Source organism: Deinococcus seoulensis (genome assembly GCF_014648115.1).
Taxonomy (GTDB): Bacteria; Deinococcota; Deinococci; order Deinococcales; family Deinococcaceae; genus Deinococcus; species Deinococcus seoulensis.
Window position 1 is genome coordinate 44,565 of sequence record NZ_BMQM01000007.1, and the last position, 18,048, is coordinate 62,612.

Consider the following 18,048-nt stretch of genomic DNA (forward strand, 5'->3'; position numbering starts at 1 on the left):
AGCCCCGCCTCCCCCCTGTGCGCGTCCTTATACGGACTGCCGTTTGTTTCGCCAACAATCCGGAACTTCACCGGATTGCCGGCTCCACGTCCGGAACCCGTTTTGCTCCCACTCGCTTCGCTCGGATCGAACGGGCTTTGCAGCCCATTCAATCGGAGTCCGTATTACTTCAGCGTCTTGCTGATGAACGCGTTCGTGTAGTAATCGGTGGCTTTCGCTCCGGCCGGCAGTTTGCCCTGCTTCACGAGGGCCGCGACCGCTTTCGTCCACGCGGCGGGGTCCATGGCGCCGATGCCGTTGGCGCGGCTGTACGCGCCGGTCATCAGGGGCGTGCTGGCCTTCAGGACGTCCAGGTTGCCGCTCGCGCCGAACACCGGCTGCGCCAGCTTGAACGCGCGGGCGGGGTCCGCGACCGTGAATTTCAGGCCGCGCTGACTGGCCCGCACGACCTTCTTCGCCAGGTCGCCGCTCAGGCTCTTGCCGGTGCCGATCAGGCCCACGCCGACCATCGGGTACGCGCCGCTGATGTCCAGCGTGTACACCCGCTTGCCGCTCGTGCGGGCCAGTTGCAGCACGTCGTTGTTCGAGTACCCCACGGCGGCGTCCACGCGTCCGGCGCGCACGGCGTCCACCTGCGTGAACCCGATCAAGTTCAGGCGCACGTCCCGGCCCTCGGTTAGGTCCGCGCTGTCCAGCAGCGCCTGGATGGCGTGGTACGAACTGCCGAACGGCCCGGGAATGCCCACCGACTTGCCCTTCAGGCTGGCCGCGCCGTTCAGGGGCGAGAGGCTGAACACCGTCACCGGGTTCTTCTGGTACATGGTCATCACGTACCGCACGTCCGCGCCCTGGTTCCGGGCGAAGATGGCGTCCTCGGGGTCACCCACCACGAAATCCAGTTTGCCCTGCAGCAGCAGCGGCAGCAGTTGCGACACGTACCCGTGCTGGTAGTTGACCTTCAGGCCCTCCGCGCCGAAGTACCCGAGCTTGTCGGCCACGTAGAACGGCGTGAACTGCACGTCCGGGTTGTACCCCAGGCCGATATTCACGGTGCGCTGCGCGGACGCGGAGGTCGCCATCAGGCCCAGCAGCAGAAGGAAAGCGCGTTTCATGAGAACGAGTATAGGCGGCCTGCATGACGCGTCTGTGACGCCTGCCGCACGCCGCGCCGGGGCATCTGCGCCCGCCCTGCCGTGTCATGCTGGCCGCATGGACCTGGAATCCTGGACACCCGTGGACAACGCCCGCCGCCTCGCCACCCTGATCGCGGTGGGCGCGGCCATGTTCAGCCTGATGGCCCTGTGGCTGGGCGCCGCGTGGCACCCGCTGCTGGCCCTGCTGACCGCCGTCCTGACCGGCGTGATCGTGTGGGCCGCCGCGTTCGCACTGCTGCGCCGCCTGCTGCGCCGCTGACCCGCGCAGGCCCGCTCCGCCCCCGAACCGTGAACGCCCGCAGAACGGTTCCGGGCGGTACGGGTGGTACACTCGGGGGCACGCCCGCACACGGTGACCCCCACCGGTGTCCGGAGCAGCGCCCGCAAGAGACGGGCCAGATGCAGGAAAAAGGAGCAAACCAGATGACGGACAACAACGAGCTGCGCCCCGGTGAGCAGACGCCAGAAGAACTGCGCGACATTATCCCCCAGCTGGAAGGCGAACCCGACGAGGACGCCGTGCTGGACGCCCAGGAAGCCGAAACTGAAACCGAAGGCGGCGTCAGCGCCGACGGAGCCGAAGGCGAAGAGGAAGAAGAGTACATCGACGCCGACGAACTGCTCGGCGTCCTGGCCGAACTGAAAGAACTGCTCGAAGCTCAGGGCAAGGAAATCCGTGGCCTGCGCCGCGAGATGCGCGAAATGCGCGAAGCCCAGGGCCAGGGCGGCCTGCGCAGCGGCGAGCAGCGCCCCGCACCCGCCCCCCGCGAAGACCGTGGCGGCTACCAGGGTGGCGGCGACCGCGGCGGCTTCCGTCCCCGCGAGGACCGCGGCGGCTACCAGGGCGGCGGCGACCGTGGCGGCTTCCGTCCCCGCGAGGACCGCGGCGGCTACCAGGGCGGCGGCGACCGTGGCGGCTTCCGTCCCCGCGAAGACCGCGGCGGCTACCAGGGTGGCGGCGACCGCGGCGGCTTCCGTCCCCGTGACGACCGCGGCGGCGACCGTGGCGGCTTCCAGGGCGGCGGCGACCGTGGTGGCTTCCGTCCCCGTGACGACCGCGGCGGCGACCGTGGCGGCTACCAGGGTGGCGGTGACCGTGGCGGCTTCCGCCCCCGCGACGACCGTGGCGACCGCCCCGCCTTCCGTCCCCGTGACGACCGCGGCCCCAGCGAAGGCGGCTTCCGCCCCCGCGAAAGCGCCGCGCCCGACGCGACCCCCGACCGCCCCCGCGCCCGCGCGGACCGCGGCTGGAACAACCGCCGCGACGACGAGTAACGCAGACAAGTAACACCCACATCTGAAGGGGGCCGGGCCACAGCGTCCGGCCCTTCTCGTTTGCCCCGCATTCAGCCGGTCACGGTGCGGTCACTGCCCATTTCGGACACTCCGTTTACCTTCAGCGCGCGGGCGGGCCTCATTCCCTCCGCCCGGCCGCCCTGAAGGGATGGAGGGAAGACCATGACCATGAATGCCCGGATGCCCGCCCTGCTGCTGCTGACCCTGACACTGGCCGCCTGCGGAGGAGGTGGAACAGGAACGCCCACGCCCGTCGGGACGCCCGTGACGAGTCTCGCGGACAGCGGGGCGGGGAGCCTGCGGGACACGCTGGCCGCCGCGAAGAGTGGCGACACGCTGCGCCTGACGGGTACAGGAACGCTGACACTGGCCAGTCCACTGAGCATCGACAAGAACGTGACGATCATCGCGACGGGCGTGACCATCGACGCCGCCGGGAAGGGACGCGCGCTGGACATCGACAAGGGCGCCACCGTCACCATGCAGGGCGGCACGCTCAAGGGTGGCACCGGAGGGGCGCTGCCCGCCAGCCTCCGCAGCGCAGCCCTGCCCGAACACATGAACAAGGCGGCCCGCGCACGCCTGCAGACAGCGAACCTGAACCCCCAGGCCACCCCCCTGACCTACGGTGGCGTGCTCAGCAACGCGGGCACCCTGACCCTGGACGGCGTGACCGTCACGGGCGGGAAAGCAAACTCGGGCGGCGGCATCTACAACACCGAAGGCGCGACCCTCACCCTGAAGGGCAACACGAACGTCACCGGCAACGAGGCGACCGCCCTGAACAGCGACGTCGACACCTTCGACCAGGGCCGCGGCGGCGGCGTCTTCAACAAGGGCACCCTGACCCTCGCAGGAGGACGCATCGACGGGAACAGGGCCACCTGGAGCGGCGGCGGCATCTTCGGAGAGGTGGGCAGCGTCACGACCCTCACCTCGGGCAGCGTGAACGACAACGCCTGCACGCGCCCCCTGACCGGCACCACCAACGCCGACGCCGCCGGCTGCGCGGGCGGCGGCCTGTACACGGCAGGTGACCTGACCCTCGGCAGTGCCAGCATCTCCGGAAACACCGCCACGCATTTCGGGGGTGGCGCCGTCGTCCTCTCCAGCTGCGTTGGCACCGAATGCACCACGATCATCACGCCCACCTTCACCATGACCGGCGGCACTGTCGAGAACAACCGGACCACCGGCAAGGTTGATAACGGCGGCGGCGGCCTGTGGCTGAACGCCAAATCCACCATCAGCGGCGGCACGATCCGTGGGAACAGCAGCATGTACGGCGGTGGCATCGACACGTGGCGTGACCTGACCATCACCGGCGGCACGATCGAGAAGAACACCGCCACCGCCAGCGGCGGCGGCATCATCTTCGTCCGGCCCGGCCGCACCTACCGCATCGGCGGCACGGCCCAGATCAGCGGCAACACCGCCACAGGGTCCGGCGGCGGCGTGACCATCGTGCAGAACGCACAGGTCACCATGGATGGGGGGAGCATCAGCGGGAACAGCGTGACCGGCACCGCAGACGGCGGCGGCGGCGTCCGGGTACTCACGGGAACGGTCTTCACCTTGGCTGGCGGGGAAATTAAAAGCAACACTACTGTGAAATCGGGGGGTGGAGTTGCTATGGACGGGACGATGAACATGACAGGCGGCAGCATCACCGGGAACACCGTGACAAACCGCACCAGTGGACAGGGTGGAGGCGGCGGCGGCGTGACACTGTACTCGGGTGGCAGCATGACCGCTAGCGGTGGGACGATCAGTGGGAATACCGCGTGGCTGGGTGGTGGGGTGGAAACCAACGCTGGAAATCAGACTGCTCCGATGTCCACGTTTATCCTCTCGGGCGCGACGATCACCGGGAACCGTGCCGACGGTCGGGACGGGGGAGGATTCCTCAATCGTGGGAAACTGACCATCATCTCAGGTAGCGTGACGGGTAATACGACCACACGGAACGGTGGTGGAGTATTCAACACCAGTGGCAGCGTGTATGCCCAGCCGGGCGGGAGCGTTACTGGGAACAACCCGGACAACGTGTTCAACTCCCAGTAAATGCATGAAGCGGGGCGGAGGTTCGCCGCGAACCTCCGCCCCGCTCTGCTGTGCCCTGATTCTGAGCGGTCACGGTGCGGTCACTGCCCGCCCAGCACACTCCGTTTACCTTCAGCGCGCGGGCGGGCCTCATTCCCTCCGCCCGGCCGCCCTGGGGGCATGGAGGGAAGACCATGACCATGAATGCCCGGATGCCCGCCCTGCTGCTGCTGACCCTGACACTGGCCGCCTGCGGAGGAGGTGGAACAGGAACGCCCACGCCCGTCGGGACGCCCGTGACGAGTCTCGCGGACAGCGGGGCGGGGAGCCTGCGGGACACGCTGGCCGCCGCGAAGAGTGGCGACACGCTGCGCCTGACCGGCACGGGAACGCTGACACTGGCCAGTCCGCTGAGTATCGACAAGAATGTGACGATCATCGCGACGGGTGTGACCATCGACGCCGCCGGGAAGGGACGGGCACTGGACATCGCAAAGGGCGCCACCGTCACCATGCAGGGCGGCACGATCACCGGCGGGACGGGCGGCACTGTCGATACGGCGATTTTCACCCTCGCGCCGGCCGCCGCGACGGCTGGCACCTGGGGTGGCAACCTGATCAACTCCGGCACGCTGACCCTGGACGGCGTGACCATCCAGAACGGGCAGGCGTTCAACGGGGGCGGCATCTTCAACGTGCCCGGCGCGACCCTGACCCTGAAGAACGTCACCATGACCGGCAACCGCGCCACCATCCCCACACCGGACCTGGACAACGAGAGCACCGGCTCGGGCGGCGCGATCGCCAACGACGGCACGCTCACCATCGATGGCGGCACCTTCAAGAACAACAGTGCCGTGTACACCGGCGGGGTCATCCGCCAGACCGGGGGCACCCTGACCATCAAGGGGGGCACGTTCGATTCCAACACCTGCACGAATCCCCTCACCGGGTGCAGTGGTGGCGTACTCGTCGCGTACGAGGGCCAGACGACCATCACGGGGGGGACGTTCTCGAAGAACGCCACGAACCCCTCGGGTGGAGGCGGAGTCATTCGCCTGGGTGGAACGGCAACGGTGAACATCGCCGGGGGCACGTTCTCCGGGAATACCGCTGCCAACGGCGGGGCCATCAACACGTACAACGGAGGAACGCTGAACATCAGTGGAGGAACCTTCTCCGGGAACACCGCCGATAATGGCGGGGTCATCAACCTCTACACGGACGGGACGTTGAAGATCACAGGTGGGACCTTCGAAGGGAACACGGCCACGCGGTATGGCGGCGCACTCACCCTGTCCTCGACTGCCAAGGGCTTCACCATGACCGGCGGGACCATCCGGGGCAACAGCGCCACACTGGCGGGTGGTGGGATCAACAGTGACGCGACCATGTCCCTGACGGGCGGCGTGATCGAGGACAACACCACGCCGGGTGTCGGGGGTGGCATCGCCACGTACGCGCAGTCCGGCACGCAGCCCACGGTCACGCTGGGGGGCACGCTGGTCATCCGGAACAACCGCGCGGACCGTGGTGGGGGTGTGTCGATCGGTTCGGCGGATCAGGGTGTCGGCACGCATGTCATTCAGGGCGCGACCGTTCAGGGGAACACGGCGCAGGTGGCGGGCGGTGGCGTGGCGGTGTGGACCGGCTCGGTGCTGAAGCTGGTGAGCGGCTCGATCACGGGGAATACCGTCGTCACGACGGGTGGTGGGATCGTGGTGGGGAGCGGAGCCCGGGTCGAGATGACCGGCGGGAGCATCACGGGGAACACCGTGACCAACCGGATCGACAGGCAGGACGGCAGTGGTGGGGGTGTGCGGCTGTACGCGGGGGCGAGCATGACGGCCAGTGGTGGGACGATCAGCAACAACGTGGCGTGGTATGGCAGTGGCGTGAAGCTGGACGGTCCGTACCAGCAGTCGGGGCGGTCGACGTTCGTGCTGTCGGGCGCGACGGTCAGTGGGAACCGGGCGGATGACAACAACGTGGCGGGTGGCTTCTGGAATGACGGGTCGTTGAGCATCACGGCGGGGAGCGTGACGGGGAACACGGCGCGTGTGGGGGCGGGGGTGTACAACACGCGGATCGGTCTGTACTCGCAGACGGGTGGGAGTGTGTCGGGGAACAACCCGGACAACGTGTACAACGTGCCCTGAGTGCCATGACACGGGGCGGAGGTTCGCCGTGAACCTCCGCCCCGCTGTGCTGCCTGGATCAGGCGGTGACGGTTTCGGCGGGTGCGGTGCTGGGCGCGAGGTGCCGGTCGAGCCAGTTCAGGTATTCGGTCAGGCGGGTGAGGCGGCGGTCGGGGCGGCCGGAGCGGGACAGTTCGTGGTCCTCGCCGGGGAAGCGCACGAAGCGCACCGGTACGCCGTGGAGGGTGAGGGCGGCGTACCACTGTTCGGCCTGTTCGATGGGGCAGCGGTGGTCGAGGACCGAGTGGACGATCAGGGTGGGGGTCCGGACGTTCTCGACGTACTGGAGGGGGCTCATGTCCCAGAGTTTCAGGGTGTCGGCGCGGCGGTGGAAGTTCAGGCCGAGTTCGTCGTCCCAGAAGCGCAGGCCGATGTCGCTGGTCCCGCCGAACGACAGGAGGTTGCAGATGCTGCGGTCGGTGATGGCGGCCTGGAAGCGGGTGGTGTGCGCGGTGAGCCAGTTGGTCATGAAGCCGCCGTAACTGCCGCCCATGACGGCGGTGCGGGCACGGTCCAGGCGGGGCTGTGCGTCCAGGCAGGCGTCGAAGAAGGTCAGGAGGTCGCTGGCGTCGACGGTGCCCCAGCGGCCATGGATGGCGTCCACCCAGGCCTGTCCGTAGCCGAGGCTGCCGCGGGGGTTGCTGTAGCAGATGGCCTGTCCGCGCGCGGCGTACAGCTGGAATTCGTGCGTGAAGGCGTGCCCGTAGTCGGTGTGGGGGCCGCCGTGGATGCTGAGCAGGGCGGGGACGGAGTGGGTGCCGTCGGGGAGGATGATCCAGCCTTCGCCCTCGCCGAGTTCGGTGGGGAAGGGCACGCGGACCGGGGTGCGGGGCGTGAAGGGGAGGTTCGCGTGCAGGTCGGTGACCGGCTGGCCGTTCAGGATCACCTCGGGGAACTGGTCGGCCCGTTCGCGGATCAGGGCGAGGCCGCCGCCGCGCGCGGTGAATGCGGGGATGACGCCCTGCGGGTCGTGCGTGTGGGCCTGCACCGAACCGGACTGCCCGTCGGCGGTCAGGGTGGCGGTGAACAGGCCGCAGCTGCCGCGCACGGTGCTGCTGAACAGCAGGGTACGGTCGTCCAGCCACGCGGGTTTCTCGGGCATGGCGCCCACGTGGCAGTCGCCGCCCACGCCGTTCCCGACCGGGTGGTCGTGCCCGGCGTCCAGGCGTACTGGGGCCGCGTCGCCTTCCAGGGACAGGAGGTACAGGTGGGTGTGCTCGGTGTTGCCCTGCCCGGCGGGGCGGCCCACCAGCGCGAAGTGCTGTCCGTCCGGGTGGGGGATGACGGCGCTGACGGCGGACGCCCAGCGGGTGACCTGCCGGGGCGTGCCGTGCAGGGACAGGTGCCAGACCTCCTGCTGCCAGTGCGCGCCGCTCAGTTCGTCGGTCGCGGCGATGAACAGCACGCCGCTGCTGTCGGGCAGCCAGGTCACGCCGCCCAGTTCGATCTCCGGCGCGTGCCACTCGCGCAGCTCGCCGCTGGGGACGTGCAGGCGGTAGAGGCGCGCGGCGCGCTCGGGCAGCCAGTCGCGGCCGTTGAAGCGGTAGCGGGGCTTGGTGATGACGCGGGCCTCGCCGCGCTCGTCGCGCTTGTCCTCGTCGTCGGCGGTCGTCATGAACGCGACGTACTGCCCGTCCGGGCTCCACTGGATGTCCGAGACGCCGTTCCGGAAGCGGGTCATGACCTGCGCCTCGCCGCCCGCGAGGGGCAGCAGGTGCAGTTGCGCGCCCTCGCCAGCCTTGCGGGTGAAGGCCAGGGTCTGCCCGTCCGGGGACCAGCGGGGAGTGGCGTCGCGGCCCTCGCCGCGCGTCAGGACGCGCGTACCCTGCGCGTCCGACAGCCAGATCTGCGATTTGTAACGGGGTTTGGCGAACGCCGCGTCAGGCTTGTGGGGGTCGTCCTCCTCGATGCGGGTCAGGACGAACGCGGCGCGCTTGCCGTCCGGGCTGACCTGCGGGTCCGACGGGAACACCAGCGGCAGCAGCGAGTCGGGGCCGGGGCGTGCGTCTGGGCTGGGTTGTGTCATGCACTCCAGTCAAGCACATGGGCGCGCGGTATGGGTGCCGGGGTGGTAGGCGGCGTCCGGGCACGGTGAACATCGCGCGGCCCGGTGAGCACGGCGTTCATGATGACTGGCTTAACGCACAAAGGGGTGATTTCTCCCGTTTCGTACAGGTTCCCGACTTATTCTGTGTACACCGGCCCAGCAGGCCAAGAGATAAAAAACCATCGTCAACGAACCGCCGGGTTGGTTGAGGTTTTTTTCTCTGTGGTCAACTGAATACTGAACTGTCCTGTTCGTCAGCGCGCCGGACCTGTCCTTCTTCCGTGGGTTTCTGTACCGTTCACCGCCCGCTCTTTTTCTTCTGGAGGTCTGTCATGCAAGAACTGTCCTGCACCTGGGTTCCTGGAACCTTCGATATCGTCCGCCTGAAAGTCGCCGGTCAGACCGTCGAGATGACTGCCACGCGCGTCACGCGCCTGTTCGGCCCGCAGGCGCTGCATGACCTGTACCTCAAGGGCAGCGCCAAACTGAAGGTCGATGCCAGTCAGGTCGCCCTGCTCGGCTGACCCACTCCGCTGATCCCGTTTGTCCGCTGCCGTTCGTCCGCCACCGCCATCCGTGCGGGGCGGACGAACGCCTGTGCCGGGACGGGCTCCTCACGCTGCGGGGCGTAGCATGACGCTCATGCCTGACTTCACTCCTGACCTGAAGGCCATGCAGGCCGACCTGCACGCCCTGGCCCGCATCGAATCGCCGTCCACCGACCCGGCCGCCATCGCCCGCGTGATGGACGTCGTGGAAGGCTGGGCGCGCGACCTGGGCGCCGACACGCACGCCCTGGGCGGCGGCACCCGCCTGTTCAACTTCGGTGTGGACAGCGCGGGCGCCGGCGGCTCCGCGCACGGGCAGACCACGCCCGGCCTGCAGGGCCACCGCCGCCCCGTGCTGGTCCTCACGCACGCCGACACCGTCTGGCCGCACGGCACGCTGGAGCACATGCCGCTGCGCGAGGACGGCGTGCGCCTGTACGGCCCCGGCACGTACGACATGAAAGCCGGAATCGTGGGCCTGTTCCACGCGCTGCGGTCCCTGCGCGGCGAGTGGCCGCAGGGCGGCGTGCAGGTCCTGCTGTCCCCGGACGAGGAGACCGGCAGCCTCAGCAGCCGCGCGCACATCGAGAACGCTGCCCGCTGCGCCCGCGTGGCGCTGGTCGTCGAACCGCCCGTCGCGGACACCCACGCCCTGAAAACCGGCCGCAAAGGCACCGGCAGTTACCTTCTGACCTTCACGGGCGTCGCCAGCCACGCCGGAAACAAACCGGAAGAAGGCGCCAGTGCCGTCACGGCCGCCGCGCAGGCCACCCTGGACCTTCAGGCCCTCGCCCGCCCGGACCTGGGCACCACCGTCAGCGTCGGCCTGATCCGTGGCGGCAGCGCCGTGAACGTCATCCCCGCGCACGCCACCCTGGAGATCGACCTGCGCGTCAGCACCCTGGCGGAAGCCGACCGGGTGGACGCCGCCGTGCGCGCCTGGACGCCCAGCGACCCCCGCGTGACCGTGCAGGTCACGGGCGGTCTTAACCGCCCCCCCTTCGAGCAGAGCGAGGGCACCCTGGCCCTGTACGCGCAGGCCCGCGAGATTGCCCGGGACCTCGGCTTCGACCTCACGCACGCCGTCGTGGGCGGCGGCAGCGACGGGAACTTCACGGCCCCCATCGTCCCCACCCTGGACGGCCTGGGCGCCCCGGGCGACGGCGCGCACGCCCAGCACGAACACGTCCGCCTGGACCGCTGGGCCGACCACGTGCGCCTGCTGGCCCGCCTGCTGCGCGAAATCTGAACCGGACTCCGGTTCAGTGGGAGGCGGTTCAGTGGGAGGCGTGGCGGGGCGCGCCCTGGTCGTCCGGGCAGGTGGCGGGCCGTGCCAGCCGCGCCGTGAGCTGCCCGGCGGTCATGGGCATCGCCAGCCCGTAGCCCTGTCCCAGCTGGCAGCCGAGGTCCTGCACGGCCCGCAGGTGCTCGGGCGTCTCGATGCCCTCGGCGGTCAGGTCCACGCCCAGGTTGCGGGTGATGCCGCGCACGGCCAGCGTCAGGGCCCGCGCGAACTGCCCCGCCTGCGGACTGGTCAGGTCCGACGTGATCGAGCGGTCCATCTTCACGCCCGTGATGGGCAGGGTCCGCAGGCGCATCAGGTTCGAGTACCCGGACCCGAAATCGTCGATGCTGACCAGCACGCCCAGGTCCCGCAGTTCCTGCAGCGTGCGGGCGGCGCGTTCATCCTCGTACAGCACCGCCGTTTCCGTCAGTTCCAGTTCCAGGCGGCTGGCGTTCAGGCCCGTGCGGGTCAGGGCGTCGTGCACGGTCGCGCGGAACTCGAACTGCAGCAGTTGCACCGCGCTGACGTTCACGCTGATGATCAGGTCCGGCCAGGCCAGCGCCTCGCGGCACGCCTCGCGCAGCACCCACGACCCGATGGGGTTGATCAGGCCGCTGCGTTCCGCCACCGGAATGAACTCGGCGGGCGAGACGCGGCCCAGCGCCGGGTGCGTCCAGCGCAGCAGCGCCTCGGCCTTCACGATCCGGCTGTCGTGCAGGCGCAGGACCGGCTGGAACGCCAGCGTCAGTTCCTGGCGGGGCAGCGCGTGCCCCAGTTCGCGGGCCAGGAGTTGCTCGCGTTCCGTGACGGCGTCCTGTTCGGGGTGGTAGCGGCGTAACTGACGGCGACCGGCGCGTTTCACGGCGGCCAGGGCGCTGTCCGCGTGCCGCATCAGTTCGGCGCCGTCCGTGGAGTCCTGCGGGTACAGGCTCAGGCCCAGGCTCAGGGTGGTCTCCACGCCCACCCGCGCGCTCGGTTCGATGGCCGCCTCGTGCAGCAGCACCTGCCCGGTCCACTCGGCCTGACTGTCGTCCGCGCCGGGCAGCAGGACCACGAACTCGTCACTGCTCAGCCGGTACACCTGGGAGTCCGGGCCGCTGAGTCGCCGCAGTTCCCCCGCCAGGACGCGCAGCAACTCGTCCCCGGCCGCGTGACCCAGGGTGGCGTTCACGACCTTGAAGCCGTCCACGTCCACGTACAGCAGCGCGAACGGCGCGGTTCCCTGCGTCAGTTCATGCAGTTGCTCCTGCAGGCGCGCGCGTCCCGGCAGGCCGGTCAGGATGTCCGTGAACGTCAGTTTCCGCAGCGCGGCCTGTTCGCCCGCCACCTGACTGCTCTGGGAGGCGTACCGCTGAAACACGGACGTGATCAGCAGAATCACGCCGGAAGTCAGCGTCAGTTGCAGCAGCGTCATCAGCACGACCGGCTGGAGCGGCCCCCCGGTCAGCAGCGGTTTGAGTGCCACGAACACCCCGCCCAGCAGCATGCTCAGCAGCAGGGCGTTCAGCGTCAACCGCGCCGCGCGGGACAGTTGCGTGATGATCCGCCACACCAGGATGGGCGAGAGCCAGACCATGCTCTCCATGAACTCCTGAAGCAGCACCTGCGGGTCGTTCACGACCACGCCCAGCAACGTCAGTTTCAGGGTCAGGAACACGGTACTGCCGGTCAGGACGATCAGGCTCAGCTGCTGGATGGTCAGGCGGCCCAGCAGCGTGCCCACCCAGCAGAACAGCACGACGAGGTTCAGGCCCAGGTACAGCGCCGGGTCGTACACCCGGTCCCACAGGTCATGCCGGGAGTAGGACTGCGCGCCGTACACCCCCAGCATGACCAGCGGCAACGCCAGCAACGCCGCCGTCCGCCACGCGAGTGGCTGTTCAGCGGCAGTCGGATGGTCGGCGGTGCTCATCCCAGTCAGTGTAGGAACCGTTTCCACACAGTTTTCATACCGGCCGTCCAGCTTCAGAACCCGGTCAGGCCACCGCCCCGGCACGCAACCCGGTTCACGCCGTCCAGCACGCTCCCGAACCTGCCTGCCGGATCACGGGCACGCCGGGAACGCGCCGGAACATGCGCCGGGCGTGCGGTATGCTGCGGGTCAGATGTTCAACCTGTTCAGCAAGAAGCCACCCGCCAACCCGAACGTGAAACAGGACGACGCGCAGACGTACCGCGTCCGCGTCCGCACCCGCCCGCACGCCGAGGTCGTCGAGTTCCGCTTCACGAAAGGCGCGCACATCGGCGTGGACGACGACGGCGGCTACCTGTACCGCAAACCCGTCGTCAGCCCCCAGCACTTCGACCGGGGCGAACTGATCGTCCGCTTCGACCGCAGCTACCGCGTCACCGCCACCGACGGCGAGAACGTCGACTTCATCCCCGTCAGCGACTGGGAATAGGAGCGGGAGAGGCGGGGAGCACTCCCCGCGCCCTCATACGGACTCCGATTGAATGGGCTGCAAAGCCCGCTGGGTCCGAGCGGATGCGAGAAGGAGAGAAACGGGTTCCGGACGTGGAGCTGGCAATCCGGTGAACTTCCGGATTGTCGGCGAAACAAACGGAATCCGTATCACCTCACCTCGTGAAAGGTCTCCTCGGTCACGCGGTCCGGGAACTTGCGGATGAAATCCACGGTGCTCAGCGCCTGCGTGCGGTGACACGCGATCGCCTGCAACTTGCGCACGATGAAGCGCGTCACGTCGTGGCGCACGTTCGGCGGCAGCCACTCGGCCCGCAGCGCCTCGTTCTCCGGCGGCACGTCGCTGGCGTAGTACCACAGGCGGGGCCGCTCGCCGTCCGGCAGGGCGTCCCAGGCGGCCTTCACGGCGCGGTGCGTGGTCACGTGGTCCGGGTGCCCGTTGCTGCCGTTCGGCGGGAAGGTCAGGACCACCTCGGGCCGCAGGCGCACCATCGCCTCGCGCGCCACCTCGGTCAGCGCCGAGAGCGGCTGGTCCTTCAGGTACTTGTCCGGGAAGCGGTGATGCTCGAACACGCTCCCGTTCGCCCGCGCTTCCTCGCCCGTCAGGCCGATCACGTCCAGGCAAGCCGCGAGTTCCACCTCACGCATCCGCGCCAGTTCCTCCGGCGTGTCGCACAGGCCCAGCGTGCGGCCCGCCTCACCGCGCGTCAGCGTGACCAGCCCGCAGGCCTCCCCGGCCTCCAGGTGGCCCATCAGCGTCCCGGACGCGCCGTACACCTCGTCGTCCGGGTGCGGCACGATCAGCAGCAGTTTCATGCGGACTCCGTCTGCTGCGTGAACAGATCGGAACACCACCGATCTGCCCACTCCGCGCCCGGCGCCCGCTCTTCTCCCACTCGCATCCGCTCGGATGGAATGGCCTGGACCAGCCATTCCACCGGAGTCCTGTTCAGTCCCTTGCTCATCCACCCAGCATAGGCCTGCCCGCCCGTCACCGCGTGGGGCACGCCGCCCACCGGGTGGGGTGGGCGTAGGCGTGCTGGCGGATGCATCTGCGGCCGCGCGGCCCGCATGATGGGCGCATGACCGACCCACAGCCCTTCACGCTCCGCGAGGTGCGCAAACCCGACGATTTCGCCGAGATCGCGGCCCTGCTGAGCGCCGCCGATCCCGAGTGGCCGGTCACGGCCGAGATGCTGGTCACCTGGGACGAGGCGCACGACCCGGCGCTGTACCGCCTTGAACTGCTGGCCGAGCAGGGCGGGCGGATCGTGGGCGTGGGGAACGTCGGGCACGACGATTTCGCGTTCGAGGAGTGGCGGTACTTCGGGGGGCTGACCGTTCACCCGGACGCGCGCGGGCAGGGGGTCGGGACGGCGCTGTACGACGCACTGATGGCGCGGCTGCGGGAGCGGGGCGCGCAGGACATCCGCTCCATGCTCAGCGATCAGGACCACGACGCGCCGGGCCGGGCGTTCCTGGCGGCGCGGGGCTTCACGAAGACCTGGGACCGCTTCGAGTCCCGCATTCACACGGACGAGGTGGACCTGAGCGCCTTCGACGACCTGATGAACGCCGTGGAGCAGGACGGCGTGCAGCTGCGGTCCATCGCGGAACTGGCGGGCGATCCGGAGCGGAACCGGCGCCTGTGGGAACTCGACTGGCGCCTGTTTCAGGACGTGCCGATGGGACAGACGCTCACCCGGCGACCCTTTGAGGCGTGGGTGAAGCAGGAACTGGACGACCCGACCTTCAGCCACGAGCTGTCCTTCGTCGCCGTGCGCCCCGACGTGAACGACCCGGAAACCGGCCCGTACGTGGGCTACAGCACCCTGATGAGCAACCCGGCAGGCTTCTTTGTCATCGGCATGACCGGCGTGCGCCGCGAGGACCGCGGGCGCGGCGTGGCGAAGGCCCTGAAGGTCGCCGCGATGCGCGCCCTGGCCGCCGCCGGGGGCGGTGAGATCCGCACCTTCAACGACCCGCCCAACAAGGCCATGCTGGGCATGAACCGCGCGCTGGGCTTCCGGCGCGGCCCGACCCGCAGCCGCTACGAACTGCACCTGGACCCCGTGACCGGCGAACGGCGCCCCGTGCCCGTGCCTTCGGAGCTGACGTGACCGCCCCGCGACCCTTCGCGCTGCGGCCCGCTGCGGACGCCGACCTGGGCGCCCTTGCGGACCTGCTGAGTGCCGTGAATCCCCGCCATCCGCAGACCGCCGAGTCGCTGGCGCACGACCTGCACTCGCTGCGGGCGCACCCGCTGGGGCTGCACGTCGCGCAGTGGGTGGCGCACATCCCGGACGGGACGCTGCTGGGCGCGGCGTCGGCGTTGCAGTTCGGCGGGATGTACCACCCGGACCGCTACCACGCCGAGGTGGCGGTGCATCCCGACGCGCGCGGCCAGGGAGTCGGCGCGGCGCTCGCGGCGCACGTCACCGCGCACCTGGAGGAGCGGGGCGCGCGTGAGGTGCTGGCCGGGGCGTACGAGGACGAACCGCTCAGCCTGCACTTCCTGACGGCGCGGGGGTTCCGGGAGGTCATGCGGTTCTTCGACAACGTGCTCGACATGGCCGACTTCGACGCGGACGCCTGGACGGACCGGGCGCCCCTGCCTGACGGGCTGCGAGCCGTGACCCTGGCCGACCTCAGCGCCGAACTGGGCGAGGACGCCGCCCGGCGCGCGTTCTACGCGGGCTGGCTGGCCGCGCGGGAGGACGTGCCCCGCACCGCCCCCGCGACCCCGGTCGCCTTCGAGGACTTCCTGACGCGCCTGGACCGCCCGGAACACCTGCCCCACGGGACGTTGCTGGCCGTCACCCCGGCGGGCGAGGTCGCGGCCCTGTCCGAACTGCACCGCGACCTGCACGACCCGCAGCGGCTGAACACCGGCCTGACCGGTACCACCCGCGCGTGGCGACGGCAGGGGCTGGCGCTGGCGCTGAAGGTCGCCGCGCTGCGCGTCGCGCGGGACCTGGGTGCCCGCGAGGTCTGGACCGGGAACGCCACCACCAACGCGCCCATGCTGACCCTGAACGACCGCCTGGGCTTCCGCCCGCGCGTCGCGTGGGTCGAGATGCAGCGCGGTCAGGTGGACGTATGATCACTGTCACGCCCATCGCCGAACACGAGTGGGACGCCGCCGCCGCCATCCTGACCGGCGCGAACCCGAACGACCCGCTGACCGGCGAGGACCTGCGCCGCCAGATGCGTGAACAGCAGGACTGGGGCTACGGCTGGGCCGTGCTCGTCGCCCACGACGCCACCGATGTGGTGGGCGTGGCCCTGTACTACCAGAATCCCGGCGCGTTCCACCCAGACCGCTACACGCTGGACCTCGCCGTCGCGCCGCACGCACAGAGTCGGGGCGCGGGCGCGGCCCTCTGGACGGCCCTGGACGCCGCCCTGCGCGCCCGGAACGCCGAATCCGCCCGCATCCTCGCCCGCGAGGACCACCCGGTCGCGCCCGGTTTCCTGACCCGCCGGGGCTTCAACGGCGACAAACGGTACTTCATGTCCGCCCTGCACGTCCCGGACTTCGACCCCGCCCCGTACGCCGCGCTGGAAGGCCGCCTGCACGACCAGGGCGTCCGCATCCGCAGCCTCGCCGAGTTACGTGCCGCAGGTACACCGGACCTCGCGCGGCGGCTGCACGCCCTGATGAGCGACGTGCGGCAGGACGTCCCGCGCGCCGAACCCGCCACGCCCCTGAGCCGAGAGGTGTTCGAGGACGCCATCCTCGGCGACCCCGGCCTGATCGAGGACGCGTACCTGATCGCCGAGGCAGACGGGCAGTGGATCGGTCAAACGGTCCTGTTCCGCAGCGACGCCAGCCCCGACCTCCTGACCGGCCTGACCGGCGTCACCCGCCCCTGGCGCGGGCAGGGGATCGCCACCGGCCTGAAACTCGCCGCGATCCGCGCCGCCCGCACCCTGGGCGCCACCACCATCCGCACCGACAACGCCAGCGACAACGCCCCCATGCTCGCCATCAACGACCGCCTGGGCTTCAAACGCGACCCCGCCAGCGTGTCGTACGTGATCCGCTTCGGGTGAAGGAGGGGAGTGGATTGTGGACAGTGGGTCGGCTTGACCTGAGCGGGTACGCCGCGCACACGCTGTTGACCATCCGCCATCCGCCATCCGCCATCCGCGTAAGCTGGGAATGTGCTGCTGAGTATCGACTGGGACGCCTTCTCGGGGACGCGTGAACTGGTGTTCGACGCGCCCATCTGGGGCACCCGCGACCGGGAGGAGGATCGCCTGGACGCCTGGACCGCGCGGGTCCGGAAGCGTGGCGGGGACGCCTGGACAGCGCTGGAAGCCGATTTCCCGCTGTACCCCGGCTGGGAGGCCCTGCGTGCGTACGCGTGCGTTCCGGCGTTCGTGACGCTCAGTCACGCGGACGCGTGGAGGTGGCTGGAACGGTACCCGGGCCTGGATGTCCTGAACATCGACTCGCACCATGACCTGGGCAGCCGCAGCGGCGACCCCGCGCGGGTGCGGCCCGGCAACTGGGCGGGGCTGGGGCTGGCGCGCGGCCTGATCCGCACCGTCACGACGCTGTACCCGGACTGGCACGCGGACCTGCCGGTCGCGGAGGGGCACGATCTGGACCGCACGCGCGGCGAGATCCGCGACCTGCTGCCGCCCGCGCTGCTGGACCGCGTGACCCTGACCCGGCAGGCCCGGCCCGGCGCGGCCCTGCCCGACCCGGCCCGCGTGACCAGCGTGCTGCTGGTGCAGTCCCCCGCCTGGACGAACCCCGCGCATGACACCGCGTTCAGTGAACTGGCCTGTACACTGAACGCTGCTCCCATCGTTCCGCCCCTGAACCGCTCCTGATACGGACTCAATCGGAGTCCGCATGATCCGTGTGTTTCGCTGACAATCCGCCCTCACACCGCCCCTGCCAGCTCCACGTCCGGAGGGGCGTTTTTCTCCTACCCGCATCCGCTCGGACCCGGTGGCCGTTGCAGTCCATTCAATCGGAGTCCGTATGAGTCACGCCTGGAGGCCCCGCGACCCTCCCTCCCCCCCCCGGCAGGTCAGTCG

General features: G+C 69.8%; 15 protein-coding genes. 11 read left to right on the top strand and 4 right to left on the bottom strand.

The annotated features are described in order from the left end of the window. Nucleotides 1-164: 164 nt before the first annotated feature. Complete coding sequence (locus IEY70_RS07190; RefSeq protein WP_189064326.1) at nucleotides 165-1,112, bottom strand: ABC transporter substrate-binding protein; 948 nt, start codon at nucleotides 1,110-1,112, stop codon at nucleotides 165-167. 97 nt (nucleotides 1,113-1,209) lie between these two features. Here IEY70_RS07190 and IEY70_RS07195 point away from each other — a divergent pair, with 97 nt between their 5' ends. The 4 genes from IEY70_RS07195 to IEY70_RS07210 all read left to right on the top strand — a co-directional run bounded on the left by IEY70_RS07195 (nucleotide 1,210) and on the right by IEY70_RS07210 (nucleotide 6,652). Beyond that, nucleotides 1,210-1,413: a hypothetical protein gene (locus IEY70_RS07195; protein WP_189064327.1), complete on the top strand. Its 204-nt coding sequence runs from the start codon at nucleotides 1,210-1,212 to the stop codon at nucleotides 1,411-1,413. Nucleotides 1,414-1,577: 164 nt separating this feature from the next. Next, the gene (locus IEY70_RS07200) at nucleotides 1,578-2,429 is read left to right on the top strand and encodes a hypothetical protein (protein WP_189064328.1); all 852 of its coding nucleotides are present in this window, start codon (nucleotides 1,578-1,580) and stop codon (nucleotides 2,427-2,429) included. 183 nt (nucleotides 2,430-2,612) lie between these two features. Then, the gene (locus IEY70_RS07205) at nucleotides 2,613-4,514 is read left to right on the top strand and encodes a beta strand repeat-containing protein (protein WP_189064329.1); all 1,902 of its coding nucleotides are present in this window, start codon (nucleotides 2,613-2,615) and stop codon (nucleotides 4,512-4,514) included. A 173-nt stretch (nucleotides 4,515-4,687) separates the two neighbouring features. Beyond that, the gene (locus IEY70_RS07210) at nucleotides 4,688-6,652 is read left to right on the top strand and encodes a beta strand repeat-containing protein (RefSeq protein ID WP_189064330.1); all 1,965 of its coding nucleotides are present in this window, start codon (nucleotides 4,688-4,690) and stop codon (nucleotides 6,650-6,652) included. 58 nt (nucleotides 6,653-6,710) lie between these two features. Here the strand turns inward: IEY70_RS07210 and IEY70_RS07215 are convergent, their stop codons facing one another. Then, nucleotides 6,711-8,717 carry a S9 family peptidase gene (locus IEY70_RS07215; RefSeq protein ID WP_189064331.1) on the bottom strand — a complete coding sequence of 669 codons (2,007 nt, stop codon included), beginning with the start codon at nucleotides 8,715-8,717 and terminating at the stop codon, nucleotides 6,711-6,713. Nucleotides 8,718-9,070: 353 nt separating this feature from the next. Between IEY70_RS07215 and IEY70_RS07220 the strand changes: the two genes are divergently transcribed. Both IEY70_RS07220 and IEY70_RS07225 read left to right on the top strand, forming a co-directional pair. Further along, nucleotides 9,071-9,262: a hypothetical protein gene (locus tag IEY70_RS07220; RefSeq protein WP_189064332.1), complete on the top strand. Its 192-nt coding sequence runs from the start codon at nucleotides 9,071-9,073 to the stop codon at nucleotides 9,260-9,262. Nucleotides 9,263-9,371: 109 nt separating this feature from the next. Beyond that, nucleotides 9,372-10,535, top strand: coding sequence for a M20 family metallopeptidase (locus tag IEY70_RS07225; RefSeq protein ID WP_189064333.1), 1,164 nt, complete (start codon nucleotides 9,372-9,374; stop codon nucleotides 10,533-10,535). A 28-nt stretch (nucleotides 10,536-10,563) separates the two neighbouring features. Here IEY70_RS07225 and IEY70_RS07230 read toward each other — a convergent pair whose 3' ends face one another. Beyond that, nucleotides 10,564-12,483 (bottom strand): putative bifunctional diguanylate cyclase/phosphodiesterase, encoded by a 1,920-nt coding sequence (locus IEY70_RS07230; RefSeq protein ID WP_189064334.1) that lies wholly within the window; start codon nucleotides 12,481-12,483, stop codon nucleotides 10,564-10,566. 193 nt (nucleotides 12,484-12,676) lie between these two features. Between IEY70_RS07230 and IEY70_RS07235 the strand changes: the two genes are divergently transcribed. Next, nucleotides 12,677-12,973, top strand: coding sequence for a hypothetical protein (locus IEY70_RS07235; protein WP_189064335.1), 297 nt, complete (start codon nucleotides 12,677-12,679; stop codon nucleotides 12,971-12,973). Between the two features lie 170 nt (nucleotides 12,974-13,143). On the opposite strand, the gene IEY70_RS07240 is transcribed toward IEY70_RS07235, so the two are convergent. Continuing rightward, nucleotides 13,144-13,809, bottom strand: coding sequence for a PIG-L deacetylase family protein (locus IEY70_RS07240; protein WP_189064336.1), 666 nt, complete (start codon nucleotides 13,807-13,809; stop codon nucleotides 13,144-13,146). 266 nt (nucleotides 13,810-14,075) lie between these two features. Between IEY70_RS07240 and IEY70_RS07245 the strand changes: the two genes are divergently transcribed. From IEY70_RS07245 to IEY70_RS07260, 4 genes are all read left to right on the top strand, one after another. Continuing rightward, nucleotides 14,076-15,113, top strand: a complete 1,038-nt coding sequence (locus IEY70_RS07245) for a GNAT family N-acetyltransferase (protein WP_189064337.1) — start codon at nucleotides 14,076-14,078, stop codon at nucleotides 15,111-15,113. Further along, nucleotides 15,110-16,096 carry a GNAT family N-acetyltransferase gene (locus tag IEY70_RS07250; protein WP_189064338.1) on the top strand — a complete coding sequence of 329 codons (987 nt, stop codon included), beginning with the start codon at nucleotides 15,110-15,112 and terminating at the stop codon, nucleotides 16,094-16,096. Before IEY70_RS07245 ends, IEY70_RS07250 begins: the two co-directional genes overlap by 4 nt. Beyond that, nucleotides 16,093-17,049 carry a GNAT family N-acetyltransferase gene (locus IEY70_RS07255; RefSeq protein ID WP_189064339.1) on the top strand — a complete coding sequence of 319 codons (957 nt, stop codon included), beginning with the start codon at nucleotides 16,093-16,095 and terminating at the stop codon, nucleotides 17,047-17,049. The genes IEY70_RS07250 and IEY70_RS07255 overlap by 4 nt, the downstream gene beginning before the upstream one ends. Before the next feature lie 111 nt (nucleotides 17,050-17,160). Continuing rightward, the gene (locus IEY70_RS07260) at nucleotides 17,161-17,838 is read left to right on the top strand and encodes an arginase (protein ID WP_189064340.1); all 678 of its coding nucleotides are present in this window, start codon (nucleotides 17,161-17,163) and stop codon (nucleotides 17,836-17,838) included. Nucleotides 17,839-18,048 lie beyond the last annotated feature (210 nt).

What these genes read in the sequence shown, in the direction of transcription:
- IEY70_RS07190 (WP_189064326.1), bottom strand. Translation starts at nt 1,112, where the DNA reads ATGAAACGCGCTTTCCTTCTGCTGCTGGGCCTGATGGCGACCTCCGCG.
- IEY70_RS07195 (WP_189064327.1), top strand. Translation starts at nt 1,210, where the DNA reads ATGGACCTGGAATCCTGGACACCCGTGGACAACGCCCGCCGCCTCGCC.
- IEY70_RS07200 (WP_189064328.1), top strand. Translation starts at nt 1,578, where the DNA reads ATGACGGACAACAACGAGCTGCGCCCCGGTGAGCAGACGCCAGAAGAA.
- IEY70_RS07205 (WP_189064329.1), top strand. Translation starts at nt 2,613, where the DNA reads ATGACCATGAATGCCCGGATGCCCGCCCTGCTGCTGCTGACCCTGACA.
- IEY70_RS07210 (WP_189064330.1), top strand. Translation starts at nt 4,688, where the DNA reads ATGACCATGAATGCCCGGATGCCCGCCCTGCTGCTGCTGACCCTGACA.
- IEY70_RS07215 (WP_189064331.1), bottom strand. Translation starts at nt 8,717, where the DNA reads ATGACACAACCCAGCCCAGACGCACGCCCCGGCCCCGACTCGCTGCTG.
- IEY70_RS07220 (WP_189064332.1), top strand. Translation starts at nt 9,071, where the DNA reads ATGCAAGAACTGTCCTGCACCTGGGTTCCTGGAACCTTCGATATCGTC.
- IEY70_RS07225 (WP_189064333.1), top strand. Translation starts at nt 9,372, where the DNA reads ATGACGCTCATGCCTGACTTCACTCCTGACCTGAAGGCCATGCAGGCC.
- IEY70_RS07230 (WP_189064334.1), bottom strand. Translation starts at nt 12,483, where the DNA reads ATGAGCACCGCCGACCATCCGACTGCCGCTGAACAGCCACTCGCGTGG.
- IEY70_RS07235 (WP_189064335.1), top strand. Translation starts at nt 12,677, where the DNA reads ATGTTCAACCTGTTCAGCAAGAAGCCACCCGCCAACCCGAACGTGAAA.
- IEY70_RS07240 (WP_189064336.1), bottom strand. Translation starts at nt 13,809, where the DNA reads ATGAAACTGCTGCTGATCGTGCCGCACCCGGACGACGAGGTGTACGGC.
- IEY70_RS07245 (WP_189064337.1), top strand. Translation starts at nt 14,076, where the DNA reads ATGACCGACCCACAGCCCTTCACGCTCCGCGAGGTGCGCAAACCCGAC.
- IEY70_RS07255 (WP_189064339.1), top strand. Translation starts at nt 16,093, where the DNA reads ATGATCACTGTCACGCCCATCGCCGAACACGAGTGGGACGCCGCCGCC.